The organism is Mesorhizobium sp. M1328 (assembly GCF_040318075.1).
GTDB lineage: Bacteria > Pseudomonadota > Alphaproteobacteria > Rhizobiales > Rhizobiaceae > Mesorhizobium.
Genome location: NZ_JAMYLO010000002.1, coordinates 473781 through 491653, shown reverse-complemented (window position 1 = coordinate 491653; position 17873 = coordinate 473781). Strand labels below are relative to the sequence as shown.

General features: G+C 62.8%; 16 protein-coding genes. 13 read left to right on the top strand and 3 right to left on the bottom strand.

Annotated features, from left to right (window positions below; all coding sequences use genetic code 11):
* Nucleotides 1–11 precede the first annotated feature (11 nt).
* The 5 genes from NKH23_RS06925 to NKH23_RS06905 all read left to right on the top strand — a co-directional run bounded on the left by NKH23_RS06925 (nt 12) and on the right by NKH23_RS06905 (nt 6888).
* Nucleotides 12–1922 (top strand): AAA family ATPase, encoded by a 1911-nt coding sequence (locus NKH23_RS06925; RefSeq protein ID WP_352912553.1) that lies wholly within the window; start codon nt 12–14, stop codon nt 1920–1922.
* Nucleotides 1923–1985: 63 nt separating this feature from the next.
* Nucleotides 1986–2396 carry an endonuclease domain-containing protein gene (locus NKH23_RS06920; RefSeq protein ID WP_352714560.1) on the top strand — a complete coding sequence of 137 codons (411 nt, stop codon included), beginning with the start codon at nt 1986–1988 and terminating at the stop codon, nt 2394–2396.
* Between the two features lie 67 nt (nt 2397–2463).
* Nucleotides 2464–3762 carry a DUF6638 family protein gene (locus NKH23_RS06915; RefSeq protein WP_352912554.1) on the top strand — a complete coding sequence of 433 codons (1299 nt, stop codon included), beginning with the start codon at nt 2464–2466 and terminating at the stop codon, nt 3760–3762.
* A 15-nt stretch (nt 3763–3777) separates the two neighbouring features.
* Nucleotides 3778–4902, top strand: coding sequence for a DUF2333 family protein (locus NKH23_RS06910; RefSeq protein ID WP_352978778.1), 1125 nt, complete (start codon nt 3778–3780; stop codon nt 4900–4902).
* 306 nt (nt 4903–5208) lie between these two features.
* Nucleotides 5209–6888, top strand: a complete 1680-nt coding sequence (locus NKH23_RS06905; RefSeq protein WP_352466802.1) for a formate--tetrahydrofolate ligase — start codon at nt 5209–5211, stop codon at nt 6886–6888.
* 77 nt (nt 6889–6965) lie between these two features.
* Here the strand turns inward: NKH23_RS06905 and NKH23_RS06900 are convergent, their stop codons facing one another.
* Entirely contained in the window at nt 6966–7613 is a 648-nt protein-coding gene (locus NKH23_RS06900; RefSeq protein ID WP_352912556.1) for a cysteine hydrolase family protein, read from the bottom strand.
* Nucleotides 7614–7759: 146 nt separating this feature from the next.
* Between NKH23_RS06900 and NKH23_RS06895 the strand changes: the two genes are divergently transcribed.
* The 3 genes from NKH23_RS06895 (at nt 7760) to NKH23_RS06885 (ending at nt 10103) form a co-directional block, all read left to right on the top strand.
* Nucleotides 7760–8749 (top strand): helix-turn-helix domain-containing protein, encoded by a 990-nt coding sequence (locus tag NKH23_RS06895; protein WP_352912557.1) that lies wholly within the window; start codon nt 7760–7762, stop codon nt 8747–8749.
* A 362-nt stretch (nt 8750–9111) separates the two neighbouring features.
* Nucleotides 9112–9597, top strand: a complete 486-nt coding sequence (gene parS / locus NKH23_RS06890) for a type II RES/Xre toxin-antitoxin system antitoxin (RefSeq protein ID WP_352912558.1) — start codon at nt 9112–9114, stop codon at nt 9595–9597.
* Nucleotides 9594–10103: an RES family NAD+ phosphorylase gene (locus tag NKH23_RS06885; protein WP_352466798.1), complete on the top strand. Its 510-nt coding sequence runs from the start codon at nt 9594–9596 to the stop codon at nt 10101–10103. The genes parS and NKH23_RS06885 overlap by 4 nt, the downstream gene beginning before the upstream one ends.
* Before the next feature lie 56 nt (nt 10104–10159).
* On the opposite strand, the gene NKH23_RS06880 is transcribed toward NKH23_RS06885, so the two are convergent.
* A complete protein-coding gene (locus NKH23_RS06880; RefSeq protein WP_352978776.1) occupies nt 10160–10717 on the bottom strand; it encodes a sugar O-acetyltransferase in 558 nt (185 codons plus the stop codon).
* A 146-nt stretch (nt 10718–10863) separates the two neighbouring features.
* Here NKH23_RS06880 and NKH23_RS06875 point away from each other — a divergent pair, with 146 nt between their 5' ends.
* From NKH23_RS06875 to NKH23_RS06855, 5 genes are all read left to right on the top strand, one after another.
* Nucleotides 10864–11325, top strand: coding sequence for a DUF4126 domain-containing protein (locus tag NKH23_RS06875; RefSeq protein WP_352912559.1), 462 nt, complete (start codon nt 10864–10866; stop codon nt 11323–11325).
* Nucleotides 11322–12698 (top strand): FAD-containing oxidoreductase, encoded by a 1377-nt coding sequence (locus NKH23_RS06870; protein WP_352912560.1) that lies wholly within the window; start codon nt 11322–11324, stop codon nt 12696–12698. The genes NKH23_RS06875 and NKH23_RS06870 overlap by 4 nt, the downstream gene beginning before the upstream one ends.
* Before the next feature lie 101 nt (nt 12699–12799).
* Nucleotides 12800–13849 carry a M14 family metallopeptidase gene (locus NKH23_RS06865; RefSeq protein WP_352912561.1) on the top strand — a complete coding sequence of 350 codons (1050 nt, stop codon included), beginning with the start codon at nt 12800–12802 and terminating at the stop codon, nt 13847–13849.
* A gap of 226 nt (nt 13850–14075) precedes the next feature.
* Nucleotides 14076–16265, top strand: coding sequence for an anthranilate synthase (locus tag NKH23_RS06860; RefSeq protein ID WP_352713255.1), 2190 nt, complete (start codon nt 14076–14078; stop codon nt 16263–16265).
* A gap of 32 nt (nt 16266–16297) precedes the next feature.
* The gene (locus NKH23_RS06855; RefSeq protein WP_352713258.1) at nt 16298–17227 is read left to right on the top strand and encodes a cation diffusion facilitator family transporter; all 930 of its coding nucleotides are present in this window, start codon (nt 16298–16300) and stop codon (nt 17225–17227) included.
* Nucleotides 17228–17612: 385 nt separating this feature from the next.
* On the opposite strand, the gene NKH23_RS06850 is transcribed toward NKH23_RS06855, so the two are convergent.
* A complete protein-coding gene (locus NKH23_RS06850) occupies nt 17613–17858 on the bottom strand; it encodes an antitoxin (protein ID WP_352713261.1) in 246 nt (81 codons plus the stop codon).
* Nucleotides 17859–17873 lie beyond the last annotated feature (15 nt).

Sequence of the window (17873 nt, the reverse complement as noted above, 5' to 3'; positions counted from 1 at the left end):
GAGCATCCTCCATGGACACCGGCCTGACCACCATCCCGGAAGCGGCAATTGAAAAGCACCGCGCCACTGCGCAAAGTTTCATCACTCGCATCGTCGTGCTGGAGGACCCATCGCGCGAGTCCGGCACCGCGCTTGCCGGCACCAACCGCCGCTTCGTCTCGACCGTCTCGGTCGGCTCGGTGCGCCACACGCGCGAGGTCGAGCTCGCCAAAACCGTCGCCGCCGTCCATTCCGACGACCAGTTGCTGACCATCCCGCAGCACACGCTGTTGTTTCGCGCCCGGCGCGGGCTAGCGATAGCGCTGGCCATATCGGATGTCTTCGCCGAGGGCTCGGACCTCGAAAGCCTGCAGGCGAAAAACGCCCGCGCGCCGCTCGAAGGCGATGAAGCTGCCACCTTCAAGAAGCTGCTGTCGGCCTCTGCCTACATCTCCGCCTTCAGCCTTGCCTCCTATTTGTTCCAGCTGATCGACAGCGACGGCGAGGCGCCGAACGACACGCCCGAGCCGGACTTTCTGTTCGACACGCCACAGGATGCGGTGAAGTCGATCGTGGCCGGGCTCGACAGGGCGATAGCAGGTTCGAAGGACGATGCCGACCTGATGACCCGCGCCCGCGCCTTTGCCCGCGTCGCCATCGACGGGCTGTTGGCGCGAAAGGGCCGCTTCGACGGCATCGGCCCGTTCGAGAACGCGCATATCCGCATCGACGTCGACGATTTTACCCTTGACGGTTTCGACGTCGCGCCGGGTAAGCGGGCAAAGCCGCTGGTGATGACCTTCAAAAAACCGGAAGAGGTCGTCGGCAACCACATCGCCAAATACCAGTCGGTCAAGCTTGCCAAGATGCTGATGGCCTACGATTTCGAGCGCGAGCTGAACCCGTTCGTCGAGCTCGGCGGCTTCTTGTTCACCTTCATCGGCGACGGCGCGCCCGGCACCGGCAAGACGACGCTGATCCAGATGATCGCCGGCCTGCTCAACGGCTACTGCCAGATCGCCGGCTATCCCTTCGCCTACGAGAATTTCGGCGTCGACCAGATCTCCTCGTACCAGGGCAAGTCCGGCCAGAACTGCCGCCAGTTCATCAACAATGTGCTGAACCCGCGCGTCATCGGCTTCGGCACCATCGATGATATCGACCAGGTAGCGGCACGTCGCTCCGACGATCGCGCCTCCGCCGGCCAGCAGGAAATCACCGGCGTCCTGATGGACGCCTTTGGAGGTGCGGCGACCGTGGTGCGCGGCAACTGCTCCTTCGGCATGTTCTCCAACTATCCCGAAAACGTCGACGACGCGCTGCGCCAGCGCGCCGGCGCGCGCTGGCTGGTCGATGGCCCGCAGAGCCGCGACGACTACATCGACATCTTCGTTCTGCTCGCCGGCAAGAACCACAAGATCCCGCTCGGCGACCACAAGCTCTATGCGGCGCAAGAGATCCAGCGCGCGGTGATGGAAGCTTACGAGGAGCATGAGAAGCCGCAGGAAGACGGGTTGATGAAGGTCTATGAGCGCTACATGAAGGAAAACGGCGCGCCAAAGACGATGGCCGACATCGGCACTTATCTGCATATGATCAAGGATGCCGAGCCGCGCTTTACCGGCCGCGCCATCAAGAACGTCACCGATGCCATCAAGATGCGCGCCATGGACATCGAATTGCCGGACGAGTGGTTCGAAAAGCCGGAAGCCTTCATGCACAAGGGTTACGACGACAAGAAAGCGATGATCGAGGAACTGCGCGGGCCATTCTCGATGGATATGGTCATGCAGGAGATCAACCGCTACGCGGATTCCGAATTCCGCTATTCCGACAAGTCCGATGATGCGGCGGTGACCAAGCTGATCCGCGACACCCGCCTGCGGGAGCGTGCCGTCCGCGAGATCGAGGAGTTGAAGAAGAAAGGGCTGTGGAATGCGTGAGCCCTTTCCCTTCTCCCCGTTCACGGGGAGAAGGTGCCCGAAGGGCGGATGAGGGGCAGCGCAATGCGTGGCGGAAACGAGCCGAAAGTTACGAGAGCCCGGCAACTGCGGAAGGTCGAAAACGGCGCCGAAGACAAGCTTTGGAGCGAACTGCGCGGACGAAGGTTGAATGGCCATAAATTTATTCGCCAACTGCCGATCGGTCCATATTTTGCTGACTTCGCCTGCCGTGAAGCCAATCTGGTCGTTGAAGTTGATGGAAGCCAGCACGCAAATCGATCTCAGGATCGATACAGGGACGAGACGATGAATCGGAATGGCTGGTCGGTACTGAGGATATGGCACGCCGATGTGCTGACGAGCCGCAAGAGCGTGCTGGACACGATCGTGGCCGTCCTTGACGGTCGACTGGATGAAAAAATGATTGCTGTTGACGCAAAATTTCTGCCTTCGACAGCTGCAGGAAAAGAATGATGAGCGTCTGCGCCGCCCCTCATCCGCCCTTCGGGCACCTTCTCCCCGTGAACGGGGAGAAGGAATAATGGCCAAGAAGCCCGATCTGCTGCGCGACAACGAGCTGATCTACGGCCGGCTGCTGACGATCGACGAGCCGCATCTCATCCAGCGCTACAACAAGGCAATGGTCGCGTTCGGCCTGAAGCCGACCAAATTGAAAAGCTTCGAGATCGACCGCACCGGCTTTTCGCCGCAGGTCGCCGAGGAATGCGGCGACTACAGCTACCTCGATCCGAACGAGGTCAACCGCCGCTTTATCATCCTGACGCCGTCGCAGATCGACCTGCCGGTGGTGCACACGGCTTTCTCCAACACCTCGCTGCTGATGTACGAATTCATGTCCAAGAACCAGCGCGCCATCGATGCACTGACGATCAAGGACGTCATCTACGGCGAGATAGAGGATTCGGTTCCCAAGGTCGACGACATCGAGGACCTGCTGTCGATCAACCAGGTCGAATTCAAGGTGCTGTCGGCCGAGGATGTGCTTGGCAAGGCCGCTGAACTCGGCAAACTGGTCGACCGGCTGAAGCAGGAGCCGGATGCCTGGCGCGACAACGCCATGCTGGCCCACATGGTCGAGCTGGCGAAGATCTGCGGCGACATCCGCGAGAATGCGCTGGTGCCGGACCAGGTGATCTTCCGCCACAATGCCTATTGGACCAGCCATTTCGGTGGACTTTATGTGTTCGTCGATCCCGAGGTGACGACGGTGATCAGCGACCCGGCAGCGCCGGGTTTCCGCCGTTCGCGGCCCTGGCAGGTGAGCTACCTCTCGATCCACGATGCCGACAAGGTGTTCAAATTCCTCGCTTCGACCGGCCGCATCGAGCTGCCGCGCGCCTCATGGATCGAAACCTCCGGCTATCTCGAGCATCGCGCCGAAATGGTGGTGCGCGCGCTGATCCGCGACGCCGAGCCCGACCGCAATCTGACCGACGTCGACAAGGTCTGGCTGCAGACCTGGATCCACGGCCACGCCGATCTGATCACCAGGGACGGCAATTTTCCCTTCCTCAACGCCGCCAAGCGCGAGATCGCCCAACTCGGCCATCTCAAGATCGAGGATGTGTTCCCGCAGCAGCGCTTCCTGGTCATCCGCGCCAAGCCGGACCATCCCGACGCCTGGCTGAGCAACCAGCTAATCTCGGACTTCGTGCCGCAGGACTTCGTTTCGCGTTACGTCTTCAACAAGCCGGGCTTCTACAGGGATTATGAAGGCTTCAGCGACGCCTGGCGATCGCATGTTGTGGACGTTCTGAAAACCACATATCTGAAGGACAAGGTGGCGTTTCGCACACGCCTCTATGGTTTGACTGACTGAGGGGGTGACATCGCCATGCTTGATCCGATCGTGAATTTCTTCACCCGGATTTTCCAGTGGATTGGCCGCGGCATCGGCCTGCTCATCGGCGCGATCCTGTGGCCGTTCCTGTGGGCGGGGCGCTGGTACACGCAACGCGGCTGGATCCTGAAGGCGGTGCTCGGCCTGGCGTTGCTCCTGCTGATCGGCCTCTATGTCAATTTCTTCTACGCCACACAGTGGTGGAACAATTTCGACCCGAATTACGTCGACAAATACACGTTCGAAAAGCGCAACAGCTCCGCCGGTGAACAGGTTTCCGCCGGCGCCGGCACCGACACGGCCAAGACCTGCGGAAATTCAGCCATTGCCCAGGTTGCGGCCGACCTGACCGACTTCAACGTCAACCAGAATGCCTGGGTGTCGTCGATGATCCTTTACAAGCTCGGCCTGTTCGGCATCGACTGGGACCACACGCCGTTCATGGACAACAAGGCTTCGTTCCAGCGCGGAATCAACCAGGCGGTGCGGCGCACGGCGACCGAGCTTGCCGACAATCTCGGCCGCGTCCGCACCACCTCGCAGATCGACGCCGACCTGCAGGACGCCCGCGGCAATCTGCAGTTCGATGAGGAAACCTGGTATTTCGGCTTGAACCCGTTCGGGCCCAAGACGCCGACGCCGAGCTATTATCGCGACGCGGTGCGCAAGCTGCGTTCCTTCAACGCCCGCCTCGCAGCCTGCCAGGCGACGTTCGATGCCCGCGCCGACAATCTCAAGCAGTATATCGACCGCATTTCGTCCGATATCGGTTCGACCTCGGCGATCCTCAAGGAGCGTGCCGAAAACCACAATAATGGCTGGTTCGACACTCGCGCCGACGACCGCTTCTGGTTCGCCTATGGCCAGCTCTATGCCTATTACGGGCTGATGAAGGGCGCACAGGCCGACTTCGAGGACGTCATCAAGGAAAAGCACCTGCAGAACCTGTGGGATACGATGGACGCGCAATTCGTCTCGGCGCTGCGCATCCAGCCCTTCATCATCGCCAATGGGCGCGAGGACGGCTGGCTGTTGCCGACACATCTGACGACGATGGGTTTTTACATACTGAGGGTGCGCTCGAACATGGTCGAGATCAGCAACGTGCTGACGCAGTAGCGGATCGTGCCGCACAGCCGGCGCTGGTGAATTTGCGCCGTTGCTTCTGTCGCTTTTCGCGTATTAGGCGGCTGTTTTGAGACGGCGGAACCGCGCCTGCTCTGGCTTCTATACGGCGCTGCAACCGGCGCAAAAAGAACCTGTAGCAGAGCGGCCGGCGGCAGAGGTATTTTCTTCGCAGGAAACATAGTTGCATGAAAGTTGACGCCGCGGCAGCGACAGGGGTAGAACATGCTCGCGCCTGCAATGCCGGGCTGTTCTTGCGACCACACTAGTCAAATCCGTCCAATCCAGAGGGAAGCCGTCATGGCCGAAGTGAAGTCCGACATCGAGATCGCGCGCGGCGCCAGGAAGAAGCAGATCCAGGAGATCGGCCAGAAGATCGGCATTCCGAGCGAACATCTTCTGCCCTACGGCCACGACAAGGCGAAGATCTCGGCCGAGTTCATCAAGTCGGTGAAGGGCAACAAGGACGGTAAGCTGATCCTCGTCACCGCCATCAACCCGACACCGGCCGGCGAAGGCAAGACGACGACGACAGTGGGCTTGGGCGATGGCCTCAACCGCATCGGCAAGAAGGCCATCGTCTGCATCCGGGAGGCTTCGCTCGGACCGAATTTCGGCGTCAAGGGCGGTGCCGCCGGCGGCGGCTACGCGCAGGTCGTGCCGATGGAGGACATGAACCTCCACTTCACCGGCGATTTCCATGCCATCACCACCGCTCACAATCTGCTGTCGGCGCTGATCGACAACCACATCTACTGGGGCAACGAGCTCGGCATCGATACCCGCCGCGTCGTCTGGCGCCGCGTCATGGACATGAACGACCGGTCGCTGCGCGAGATCATCTGTTCGCTCGGCGGCGTCGCCAACGGTTTCCCGCGCGAGGCCGGTTTCGACATCACAGTCGCCTCGGAAGTCATGGCCATCCTGTGCCTGTCGACCGACCTGAAGGACCTGGAAAAGCGCCTCGGCGACATCATCGTCGCCTATCGCCGCGACAAGTCGGCCGTCTATGCCCGCGACCTCAAGGCCGACGGTGCAATGGCCGTACTCTTGAAGGACGCCATGCAGCCCAATCTCGTGCAGACGCTGGAGAACAACCCGGCTTTCGTCCATGGCGGCCCGTTCGCCAACATCGCGCATGGCTGCAACTCCGTCGTTGCCACCACGACAGCGCTGAAGCTTGCCGATTACGTCGTCACCGAAGCCGGTTTCGGCGCCGATCTCGGTGCCGAAAAGTTCTTCGACATCAAATGCCGCAAGGCCGGCCTTAGGCCGGCAGCGGCGGTCATCGTCGCAACGGTTCGCGCCATGAAGATGAATGGCGGCGTCAAGAAGGAGGACCTCGGCAAGGAGAACGTCGAGGCGGTGAAAAAGGGATGTGCGAATCTCGGCCGCCACATCGAGAACATCCGCCAGTTCGGTGTGCCGGCAGTGGTCGCTATCAACCATTTCTACTCCGACACCGAGGCCGAGATCCAGGCGATGAAGGACTACGTCGCCTCGATGGGCGAAGAGGCGATCCTGTGCAAGCACTGGGCTCAGGGATCCGCCGGCATCGAGGAACTGGCCAAAAGAGTCGTGGCGTTGGCCGAATCCGGCGCGTCGCAATTCGCCCCGCTCTATCCCGACGCCATGCCGCTGTTCGAGAAGATCAACACCATCGTCCAGCGCATCTATCGCGGTTCCGAAGCGATCGCCGACAAGTCGGTGCGCGACCAACTCCACGCCTGGGAGCACGCCGGCTACGGTCATTTGCCGGTCTGCATGGCCAAGACGCAATATTCCTTCTCCACCGATCCGAATCTGCGCGGCGCGCCGACCGGCCACACCGTGCCGGTGCGCGAGGTCAGGCTGTCTGCCGGCGCCGGCTTCGTCGTCATCATCTGCGGCGAGGTGATGACCATGCCCGGCCTGCCCAAGGCGCCATCCTCGGAAAAGATTTTCCTGAACGAAATGGGCCAGATCGAAGGCCTGTTTTAGGGATAATCAACGCTTGAACGGCAAAGGCGCCGCAACGCTGCGGCGCCCTTTTTGGCGTCTTCGCGACGATCTCGTCCCTACGCCGCGCTTCGCGCCAGCGCGCGCTGGTTGGAGGCATAGGGTGTGTCGTGCTGGGGTACCACGCCGGTCTTCAGGCAATCGATCCACTCGGCGGTTTTGAGAACGGCCGCGAAGCGCGACTGCAATACGATCGTCACGACGCGATGGATTTCCTCCCCCGAAGCGTAGCCGGCGCTGTTTGCGTACGGCAATGACCCCGTTGCGTCAGACAGGAACTCCACCTCAAAGCCCATATGCACGGCGTGGATGACCGTCGACAGATCGCAATTATGCGTCATGTAGCCGATGACCGTGATCGTATCGATAGAGTTGGCGCGCAGCCACTCCTCGAGGTCTGTGCCGGTGAAGGCGCTGGGCAAGTTCTTTTCGATGTAGTGGTCGTGGTTTCGCCTGGCGATTTCCGGGTGCAACTCGGCGCCATGGCTACCCTTGGCGAAGACCGGTGAGGTTTCCGGCGCCAACTGTTTGATGACCACCACCTTGACGCCTGCCTCGGTGGCCGCGTCCATCGCTCGCGCTACATTGACGACGCTGTCGCGGAAGGGCGGATGCTGGATGGCGAGGTTGCCGCCATCATAGTCGTTCTGAACGTCGATAACGATGAGGGCGCGGCGTGGAGCTTTGCCTTTGGCTGGTTGCGACATGGGTTTTCCTTTCCCGTTGGACATTGATGGGTGGACGATAGGCTCGGCACCGGATGGCAAAAAGTGTCCCGATTGACATTATTCGAAAGAATTGGGACAATTAGTTGTTACTCCTGTTGGTGCTGCCCGTGACTGTTGGTGCTGCCATGACCGATCCTGTCGTTGCCGCCATCGCCTTCGATGGCATCAGCCCGTTTCATCTCTCCGTGCCGTGTCTCGTGTTCGGCGCGGATCGCACGACGCTCGGCCTGCCGCGCTTCGACTTCCGGGTCTGCGCGATTGAGAACGGGCCGATCCGCACCGATGCCGGGCTGACCATCAGCGTCCCGCACGGGCTTTCCGCGCTCGATGACGCCGACATCGTCATCGTGCCAAGCTGGAAGGATCTCGGGAGCTCGCCTCCAGCGGCATTGATCGACTCGTTGCTTGGCGCGCACGAGCGCGGCGCGCTGATCGTCGGACTGTGCCTGGGAACGTTCGCTGTCGCGGCGACCGGACTGCTTTCAGGGCGGCGAGCGGCGACGCACTGGGCCTACGCGGGTCAGCTGCAGGAACTCTATCCCGACATTCTCGTCGAACCGGAAGTGCTCTACATCGACAATGGCGATGTCGTGACATCCGCCGGCGTCGCCGCAGGGCTCGACTGCTGCCTGCACGTCGTACGGGCTCGTTACGGCGCGGAGGCGGCACTTCGGCTTGCCCGGCAGATCGTGCTTTCTCCGCATCGGCAGGGCGGGCAGGCTCAATTCATCGAACGTCCCATCGCCAGGACCGGCAATGCGGACCGCTTTACCCAGGCTCTCGAAACGGTGCGCAAAACCCTGGGTGATCCGCACGGCCTGGACAGCGTTGCCGGTCTCGCCGGCCTCACCCGCCGGACGTTCACGCGCCACTTCCAAAAAACGATCGGCACCAGTTTCGGCGACTGGCTGACCGACCAGCGCGTCCAGCTGGCGCAGCGGCTGCTGGAAGCAACGGAAAAATCAATGGACACGGTTGCCTTCGAGGCTGGCTTCGGCAGCACTACCTCACTGCGCCAGCATTTCGCGGCGCGGCTCAGAACCTCGCCGGCGCAATACCGGCGCGAATTCTCGAGGAGCGCTCAGGAGGAGCGCGTGGCGCACATGCCGAGGTGAAATTCGGCTCGCGCTCGATTCCAGGGCAATCGCTTCGGGTTTGCGCTGCCCCTCATTGCCCTGCCGGGCATTTCTCCCCGTATAGAGACGGGGAGAAAGTCGCATCGCAAAGGATTTCGCCAATCACCAGCGTTAGAGAAAGGGTGCGGAGGTTGCGGCCAGCCCCTTCTCCCCGTCACTATACGGGGAGAAGATGCCGGCAGGCAGATGAGGGGCGGCGCCGACGTCGAACTGGCATCTGGCCTGAATTATAGGCTATCTTTTTTCTCGAAGCGATTGCCTGCTCTCGATCCTGTCGTCCTTGAAAGGCTCTGCGTCATCTGTCATATATTAAAGCGACAGATGACGCGGAGAGGCCCGCCGTGGCGATAGCATTGGAAAAGGCTGCGCCAGCAGCAAAAAACAATGAACTGCAGAAGGTGGCGAGATTGCTAGGCGGCAGCCGCATTCTGGCAAGGCGCCTCAGCAGCGCTTTGGATGCCCACGAGCTGCTTCTGCACGGCCTGCCGGCTTCAGCGCTGGACCATCTTATCGGGCAACTCGTCTTCATCCAGAAGACCGATTCGCTGGAGAAGGCCGTCGGCATGAGCCTGCGCACCTACCAGCGCCGCAAGGATGCTCCTTCCAAGCCTCTCAGTCAGGACCAGAGCGGACGAACCTGGAAGTTCGCGGAGATCCTGTCGAAAGCTACCGACGTGTTGGGTTCGCAGGCGGAGGCAGAGCAATGGCTGGAGCGCCCGGCGATTGGGCTCGACCAGCGTCGTCCAATCGACCTTCTGGCGACGCCGGCGGGGATCGAGCTTGTAGAAGACTATCTGGAACGGCTTGAATATGGCGTTTATGCATGACGCCGCTGCCGGCGGCGCTTGGTGGCTCCGACCTCATCGGATGGCGCCTCGATCAAGCCGCGTTTGCGCCTACATGGGATAGTGGCGAGGGCGCATACAGGGTGGGCGGACGCTGGAACAGCAAGGGCGTGCGCGCCGTCTACTGCTCGATCGATCCGTCGACTGCGATCCTCGAAGTTGCGGTCCATAAGGGCTTCAGGGCGCTCGACACGATTGCGCATGTCATGACGGCAGCAATCGTCAGCGATGTCGCGGATGTGCATATCGTCGACCCCGCCGCCGTGCCCAACCCCAACTGGTTGCGCCCGGGCATTCCGAGCTCAGGACAACAGGCGTTTGGCGACGATCTTCTGCAACGGCACCGGTTCGTTGTGATTCCGAGCGCCGTATCGCAGCACAGCTGGAACCTGATCTTCGACGCGAGCCTCGCCAGGGGGGCATACGCCATGAAGACCCAGGAGGCGTTTGCGCTCGACACGCGGTTGCATCCACCTCCGGCCAAGTGACACAGCCGCCCATGTCCATCAGAACGAGGACATGACCGGCGACAGAAGCACGGTGCTCAGCCGTTCCTGATTATCCGTGCCGGATTACCAACCACCGTGGTGTTCGCCGCGACGTCGCGCGTCACCACGGCACCGGCGCCGACGATGGCGCCATCGCCGATCCTGACCCCGCCGAGGATGACGGCACCGCCGCCGATCCAGGCACTGTCGCCGATCTCGACCGGCTTGGCGATCTCCAGCCCTGCCCGTCGCCCCGCAGCCTCCTTGTGGTGCTCGGCACAATAGATCTGCACATTGGGGCCGAGCAGCGTTCCCTTGCCGATGCGGACTGGCGCCGTATCGAGAATCGTGCAGCCGGCATTGAGGAAGACGCGGTCGCCGAGAAAGATGTTGAAGCCATAGGCGCAGTGGAACGGCGCTTCGACCCGGGCGCGCTCGCCCGCAGCGCCGAGCAGCGCCCGCATGCCAGGCCCAATATCGGCACGCTGCCGGGGTGGCAGGCTGTTGTGCTCGAACACCGCGTCGCGTGCCGTGATCCGCAGCGCCTCCAGTTCCGGATCGAGGCAGCAATACCACTCGCCCGCCGCCATTTTCGTGCGCTCGCTTCCGGCCATGGCCGCGACTCCAGTCTCAATCTTTGCCAAAGCACAAATGGTGAAAATACGGAAGCGCCGGCGACGACACCAGCTCTGGTCAAACGCCGGACCTATGGTAGCTTGCCCATGCGACCTGTCCCACCTAGCCATCGAGGGGATCAATCATGCTGTACATTCTTGCACTCCTGATTGGCGTCGTTGCCGGGCTTCGCGCCATGACTGCGCCCGCCGCGGTCGCCTGGGGCGCCTGGCTTGGCTGGTTGCCGGTCGCCGGCACCTGGGCGAGCTTCATGGGCCACTGGATCGCCGTCGGCATCTTCACCATCCTGGCCATCGCCGAACTGGTCACCGACCAGCTGCCATCGGCGCCGAGCCGCAAGGTGCCGCAGCAATTCGGGACGCGCATCGTCCTGGGCGCTTTCACCGGCGCGGTGATCGGAGCGACCGGCGGCGCCACTATCGGCGGCCTGATCGCCGGCGCCGTCGGCGCGGTGATCGGCACGCTGGGCGGCGCCGAGGCGCGTAAACGCCTGGCCACCGCCTTCGGCAAGGACCCGCCCGCCGCCTTCATCGAGGACGCGGTGGCGATCGTAGGCGGGCTTCTGATCGTGGCGGCGGTGGCATGACGGCAAAGACATTCGACGCCATCATCATCGGTGCCGGGCAGGCCGGCCCACCGCTCGCCGGCCGGCTGAATGCGGCCGGCATGAGCGTGGCGCTGATCGAGCGAAAGCTGGTCGGCGGCACTTGCGTCAACACCGGCTGCACGCCGACCAAAACGATGGTGGCAAGCGCCTATGCCGCGCATCTCGCCCGCTCCGCCGCGGACTACGGGGTGACGCTCTCCGGTCCCGTCGGCGTCAACTACAAGGCGATCAAGGCGCGCAAGGACAAGGTCTCCAACGACGCACGCGGCAATCTCGAAGACTGGATTGCCGGCATGGACAAATGCACGCTCTATCGCGGCCATGCGCGCTTCGTGACCGCCAATACGGTGCGCGTCGGCGACGATCTGCTGAGCGCCGAAAGGATATTCCTCAACACCGGTGGCCGCGCCTCGGTGCCCGACCTGCCCGGCGTCAACGACGTATCCTACCTCACCAACTCGTCGATGATGGATCTCGACGTGCTGCCGCGCCATCTCATCGTCGTCGGCGGCAGCTATGTCTCGCTCGAATTCGCGCAGATGTTCCGTCGCTTCGGTTCCGAAGTCACGGTCATCGAAAAGAGCCCGCGTCTGATCGGCCGCGAGGACGATGACGTCTCGGACGCCATTTTGTCGATCCTCGAAAACGAAGCCATTGCCGTCCATCTCGGCGCCGACGACATCCGCTTCGCCAGGCGAGGCAACGAAATCGCCGTGACCTTCTCGCCAGGCAAGGCGGCTGCGGTCGGCTCGCATGTGCTGCTGGCGCTCGGCCGCACGCCAAATACCGACGATCTCGGCCTCGACAAAGCCGGCGTCGAGGTCGACAAACGGGGCTTCATCGTCGTCGACGATCAGCTGCGCACCAGCGTGCCGGGCATCTGGGCGATGGGCGACTGCAACGGCAAGGGCGCCTTCACCCACACCTCCTACAACGACTACGAGATCGTCGCCGCCAACCTGCTCGACAACGATCCGCGCAAGGTCAGCGACCGCATCGAGGCCTACGCGCTCTATATTGACCCACCACTCGGCCGCTGCGGCATGACCGAAGCCGCGGTAAGGAAATCCGGCCGCCGCGCCCTGGTCGGCCAGCGGCCAATGACCCGCGTCAGCCGTGCCGTCGAAAAAGGTGAGACGCAAGGTTTCATGAAGATCCTGGTCGATGCCGACACCAAGGAGATCCTCGGCTGTTCGGTGCTCGGTCCGGGCGGCGACGAAGCGGTGCACTGCGTGCTCGACCTGATGTATGCCAAGGCGCCGGTCAGCACGCTGGCGCGCGCCGTGCACATCCACCCGAACGTCTCTGAGCTTCTGCCGACCATCGCCCAGGAACTCAAGCCGCTGGTGTGACGGCCGGGGAGAATCGTGCGCCCATAGCGGCGCCGGCTGGACCAATCGACAGCCCATCGGCAAAAGGGCATGTGTTCCGCCTCTTCTCGCGGAGGCATCCTATGCAGAAATCCATCGAACGCATCGCCGGCGACAGCGAAGGCGTCTCCTACGAATTCCCCGTCTTCCGCTTCACCGGAACGGACAAGACGGCGCCTTCGGCCTATCTGCAGGCGGCACTTCATGGCGGCGAATTGCCGGGCGTCGTCGCCATCGATGCGCTGATGCCGATGCTCAGCAAGGCGGAAGCCGAAGGCCGCATCAGCGGCAATATGACCATCGTGCCCTGGGCCAATCCGATCGGCCGCGCGCAATATCTTAACGGCGACCATCAGGGCCGCTTCCATCTGGGCACGCGCACCAATTTCAACCGCGGCTTTCCGCGGCTCGCCTCGCCCGACGTCGCCCTCCTGCCGGCGCACGGCACAGTCGACCAGCGGCTGAAGACGCGGCTGCTGCAGCTCTCGATCGGCCACGACATCGTGCTCGACCTGCATTGCGACGATGAAGGCCTCGCCTATCTCTACGTCCACACCAGCCTGTGGCCGGCCATGGCGGATTGTGCGGCGGCCATGGGCGTCGATGCGGTGATGCTGTGGGACGAAGATCCCGACGGCACCTTCGAAGGCGCCTCGATCATGCCGTATCAGAACGTCCCAGCCGACGTGGCGCGCCTGGACCGGCGCGTCGCCACCACGGTCGAATATCGCGGCATACTCGATGTCGACGGCGCCCTCGCCGGCGACGATGCCGAAGGACTCTACCGGCTGCTGGTGGCGCGCGGCGTCATCCGGGATCAGGCGCTGCCCGCGCCTGGCAGCTTCGTAGGGCTCGTCGCGCCGATCGAAAACATCGAGATGATGCCGGCGCCCCGCTCGGGCGCGATCCTCTACCAGGTGAAGCCGGGCGACCGCGTGGCCAAGGGTGCGCGGCTCGCCACCATCGTCCACGCGCCGGGTGAGCCCGACGGCCGCACGGAAGTGTTGGCGCCGCAGGCGGGCCTCATCCTGACACGGCGTTCCCGCCGCATCATCCGCGCCGGCGAAGACCTCTTGAAGCTGGTCGGCGACAGGAAGAGCGCCGATGCAAGGTCCGGGACGCTGGAGGATTGAAGCCTTCCTTTGAATCCAGTTGCGCGGCCGTCCAATCGCCGCTATGGGAATCGCCATGAATATGCGTTCGATCAAGACCATTTGGTGGTGGGCTCGCTGACAGCGGCCTGTCCGAACGCGTTCGCGTGACAATAGAGGGTGGCCGCAGCGGAATGTCCGGGCGGCCATTTGTTTTTTCAAGCCATTCCCGGGTCCGTTGCCCCAAAAGACGCTGATGGAGACGGCAATGACGACGAAAATTCTGGAGAATGGCGCCGAGCGCTTCGTCACGGCGGGTGGCGTGGCGATTACCCGCCAGCGCCATGACCGGCCATATGAAGGGGCGATCGACGGCTATGTCGATGGCCTGAATTCGCGCCGCGGCGCCGTGTTTTCCTCGAATTACGAATATCCCGGCCGCTATACGCGCTGGGACACCGCCATCATCGATCCGCCGCTGGTGATCTCGGCACGCGGCCGCGGCATGCGCATCGAGGCGCTGAACCGCCGCGGCGAGGTGCTTTTGCCGGTGATCGGCACGGTGCTTGCCGGCCTTGACGATGTCACGATCGCCGAGACGTCGAACAAGCTCATCCGCCTCGAAGTCGCCAAGCCCGGCCGTGTCTTCACCGAGGAGGAACGCAGCCGCGTTCCCTCCGTCTTCACCGTGCTGCGCGCCATCACCGCTTTGTTCAAGACCGAGGAAGACGCCAATCTCGGTCTCTATGGCGCCTTCGGCTACGACCTCGCCTTCCAGTTCGATCCGGTCGACTACAAGCTCGAGCGCAAGCCAAGCCAGCGCGATCTCGTGCTGTTCCTGCCCGACGAGATCCTCGTCGTCGACCATTATTCGACCAAGGCCTGGACCGACCGCTACGACTATTCCGGCGATGGCTTCTCGACCGAAGGCCTGCCGCGCGACGAAATCGTCGAGCCGTTCATGACCGCCGACCGCATCCCGCCGCGCGGCGACCACGAGCCCGGCGAATATGCCAAGCTGGTGCGCAAGGCGATGAAGAGCTTCGAGCGCGGCGACCTGTTCGAAGTGGTGCCGGGGCAGATGTTCTACGAACGCTGCGAAACCCAGCCCTCCGAGATTTCCCGCAAGCTGAAGAGCATCAACCCTTCGCCCTATTCCTTCTTCATCAATCTCGGCGAGGGCGAATATCTGATCGGCGCCTCGCCGGAAATGTTCGTGCGCGTCAACGGCCGCCGCGTCGAGACCTGCCCGATCTCCGGTACGATCAAGCGCGGCGACGATGCCATCTCCGACAGCGAGCAGATCCTGAAGCTGCTCAATTCGAAGAAGGACGAGTCCGAACTCACCATGTGCTCGGACGTCGATCGCAACGACAAATCGAGGGTCTGCGAGCCGGGCTCGGTGCGCGTCATCGGCCGCCGGCAGATCGAGATGTATTCGCGCCTGATCCACACCGTCGACCACATCGAAGGGCGGCTGCGCGAAGGCATGGACGCTTTCGACGCCTTCCTGTCGCATGCCTGGGCCGTCACCGTTACCGGCGCGCCGAAATTATGGGCCATGCGCTTCATCGAGCAGAACGAGAAGAGCCCCCGCGCCTGGTATGGCGGGGCGATCGGCATGGTCAATTTCAACGGTGACATGAACACCGGCCTGACGCTTCGCACCATTCGCATCAAGGACGGTATCGCCGAGGTGCGCGCCGGCGCCACGCTGCTCTTCGACAGCATTCCCGAGGAAGAAGAAGCCGAAACCGAACTGAAGGCATCCGCCATGCTCTCCGCCATCCGCGACGCCAAATTAGGCAATGCCGCCAGCACCGAACGCAGCACCGCGCGTGTCGGCGACGGCGTCAACATCCTCCTGGTCGATCACGAGGACAGTTTCGTCCATACGCTCGCCAACTATTTCCGCCAGACCGGCGCCAATGTCTCGACGGTGCGCACACCGGTGCCGGACGAGATCTTCGACCGGCTGAAGCCAAACCTGGTCGTGCTGTCGCCCGGCCCCGGCACGCCGAAGGATTTCGACTGCGCCGCTACCATCAAGCGGGCCCGTGCGCGCGACCTGCCGATCTTCGGCGTCTGCCTCGGGCTGCAGGCGCTGGCCGAGGCCTATGGCGGCGAGCTGCGCCAACTGCACATCCCGATGCATGGCAAGCCGTCGCGCATCCGCGTGTCGAAGCCGGGCATCATCTTCTCCGGCCTGCCCAAGGAAGTAACGGTCGGCCGCTACCACTCGATCTTCGCCGATCCGGTGCGGCTGCCCGATGGTTTTGTCGTCACCGCCGAGACCGAGGACGGCATCATCATGGCCTTCGAGCACCGCAAGGAGCCGATCGCCGCAGTGCAGTTCCACCCGGAATCGATCATGACGCTCGGCCACAATGCCGGCATGCGCATCATCGAGAACATTGTCGCGCACCTGCCGCGCAAGGCCAAGGAAAAGGCCGCTTAATTCGAGGGCTCAGTGTTGGGATCTTTTCCCCAATGACCGCGGCAGAAATCAAGGCCGCCGCCAGGCAGAAGGTCGCCAGCCTCGCCTTCTGGTCGATCATTGTCGCCTTCGTCGTGCTCGGCCTGAAGCTGGCCGCCTGGTACATCACCGGCTCGGTTGCGCTTTATTCGGACGCGCTGGAATCGATCGTCAACGTCATTGCCTCGGCCGCCGCCTATTGGGCAATCCAGGTCAGCTACAAGCCAGCCGACCAGGACCATCCGTTCGGCCACCATAAGGCCGAGTATTTCTCGGCCGTCCTGGAAGGCGTGCTGATCGTGCTTGCCGCCTTGCTGATCCTCAACGAGGTCTGGTGGTCATGGCAGCATCCGGCCCCGCTGGAACAGCCATGGACCGGCCTTGCCGTCAACGGCGTCGCAACGGTCATCAACGCAGTCTGGGCCTTGACGCTGATCCGCACCGGACGGAGTGAAAAATCGCCGGCTCTCGTCGCCGACGGCAGGCACATCATGACCGACGTGGCGACCTCGGTCGGTGTGTTCATCGGCCTGGTCGGCGCCGTGCTGACCGGCTGGCAGGTTCTCGATCCGGCTCTTGCCGTGATCGTGGCGCTGAACATTCTATGGCAGGGCTGGCACGTCATCGGCTCGTCGATGAACGGGCTGATGGACCGCGCCGTGGACACTCAGGAACATATCCGCATCCGCGACATCATCTCGGCCAATTGCAAGGGCGCGCTCGAGGTCCACGACCTGAAGACGCGCATCGCCGGCCGCGCCACCTTCATCGAGTTCCATCTGGTCGTCGACGCCGACATGTCGGTCGGCGCCAGCCACGTCATTTGCGACCGCATCGAGGACGCGCTGCAGGCAGAGATCCCTTCCGTCCGCGTCATCATCCATGTCGAGCCCGACGACGAGGCGAAACTGCCCAAGGGCACGACCGCCGTGCCCTTCGCGTGAGGTGGCGCAGATCGGTCTCCTCGTTGGTAGCGCATATATCTTGGAGATTAGCTGAGACATCCATCCCTTCGTCATCCCAGGGCGGAGCGACGCGAAGCGGAGCGCAGACCCTGGGATCCATGCCGTAACATCCGCCGAAGAATGCTGCGGGTCGGAATGTGTCACCCCGCTCCTAACCCGCCGTGACGAAGTGGCACTCTCGATTCTGGTCCGCCTTCGTGTGCCGCATATATCGCGGCATGGATCCCAGGGTCTCCGCGACGTCGCTTCGCTCCTGCTCCGCCCTGGGATGACGAAGGGATGGTGACTTTTGGCCAATCACCAGCGTTGTCGATTGGCAATTAGGGGCGGCGCCGACCTCCACAGTCCCTTTGGAGGAGCGAGATCAGCTAAAGACCACACCAAGGGCGGCTCGCTCCTGATCCGACGGACTTTCCAGCGCCGCCTCCGCGAAATCGTCGTCAAGCGGACCTATCACTCCGTCCAGCCAGGCCCAGTCCTGCGCAAGAGGCTCGATAATGACCCTCTGGCCGTGGCGGCTGATCAAAACCTCTTTGGTGTCGAAACGGTACTCCTTTGGCAAGCGCACCGCCTGCGAGCGGCCGGACCAAAACACCCTTGTCTTGCGCATGGCATCCACCTCCTC

Excerpts from the sequence above, each read along its gene's own strand:
- NKH23_RS06925 (WP_352912553.1), top strand. The coding sequence starts at position 12 with ATGGACACCGGCCTGACCACCATCCCGGAAGCGGCAATTGAAAAGCAC.
- NKH23_RS06920 (WP_352714560.1), top strand. The coding sequence starts at position 1,986 with ATGCGTGGCGGAAACGAGCCGAAAGTTACGAGAGCCCGGCAACTGCGG.
- NKH23_RS06915 (WP_352912554.1), top strand. The coding sequence starts at position 2,464 with ATGGCCAAGAAGCCCGATCTGCTGCGCGACAACGAGCTGATCTACGGC.
- NKH23_RS06910 (WP_352978778.1), top strand. The coding sequence starts at position 3,778 with ATGCTTGATCCGATCGTGAATTTCTTCACCCGGATTTTCCAGTGGATT.
- NKH23_RS06905 (WP_352466802.1), top strand. The coding sequence starts at position 5,209 with ATGGCCGAAGTGAAGTCCGACATCGAGATCGCGCGCGGCGCCAGGAAG.
- NKH23_RS06900 (WP_352912556.1), bottom strand. The coding sequence starts at position 7,613 with ATGTCGCAACCAGCCAAAGGCAAAGCTCCACGCCGCGCCCTCATCGTT.
- NKH23_RS06895 (WP_352912557.1), top strand. The coding sequence starts at position 7,760 with ATGACCGATCCTGTCGTTGCCGCCATCGCCTTCGATGGCATCAGCCCG.
- NKH23_RS06885 (WP_352466798.1), top strand. The coding sequence starts at position 9,594 with ATGACGCCGCTGCCGGCGGCGCTTGGTGGCTCCGACCTCATCGGATGG.
- NKH23_RS06880 (WP_352978776.1), bottom strand. The coding sequence starts at position 10,717 with ATGGCCGGAAGCGAGCGCACGAAAATGGCGGCGGGCGAGTGGTATTGC.
- NKH23_RS06875 (WP_352912559.1), top strand. The coding sequence starts at position 10,864 with ATGCTGTACATTCTTGCACTCCTGATTGGCGTCGTTGCCGGGCTTCGC.
- NKH23_RS06870 (WP_352912560.1), top strand. The coding sequence starts at position 11,322 with ATGACGGCAAAGACATTCGACGCCATCATCATCGGTGCCGGGCAGGCC.
- NKH23_RS06865 (WP_352912561.1), top strand. The coding sequence starts at position 12,800 with ATGCAGAAATCCATCGAACGCATCGCCGGCGACAGCGAAGGCGTCTCC.
- NKH23_RS06860 (WP_352713255.1), top strand. The coding sequence starts at position 14,076 with ATGACGACGAAAATTCTGGAGAATGGCGCCGAGCGCTTCGTCACGGCG.
- NKH23_RS06855 (WP_352713258.1), top strand. The coding sequence starts at position 16,298 with ATGACCGCGGCAGAAATCAAGGCCGCCGCCAGGCAGAAGGTCGCCAGC.
- NKH23_RS06850 (WP_352713261.1), bottom strand. The coding sequence starts at position 17,858 with ATGCGCAAGACAAGGGTGTTTTGGTCCGGCCGCTCGCAGGCGGTGCGC.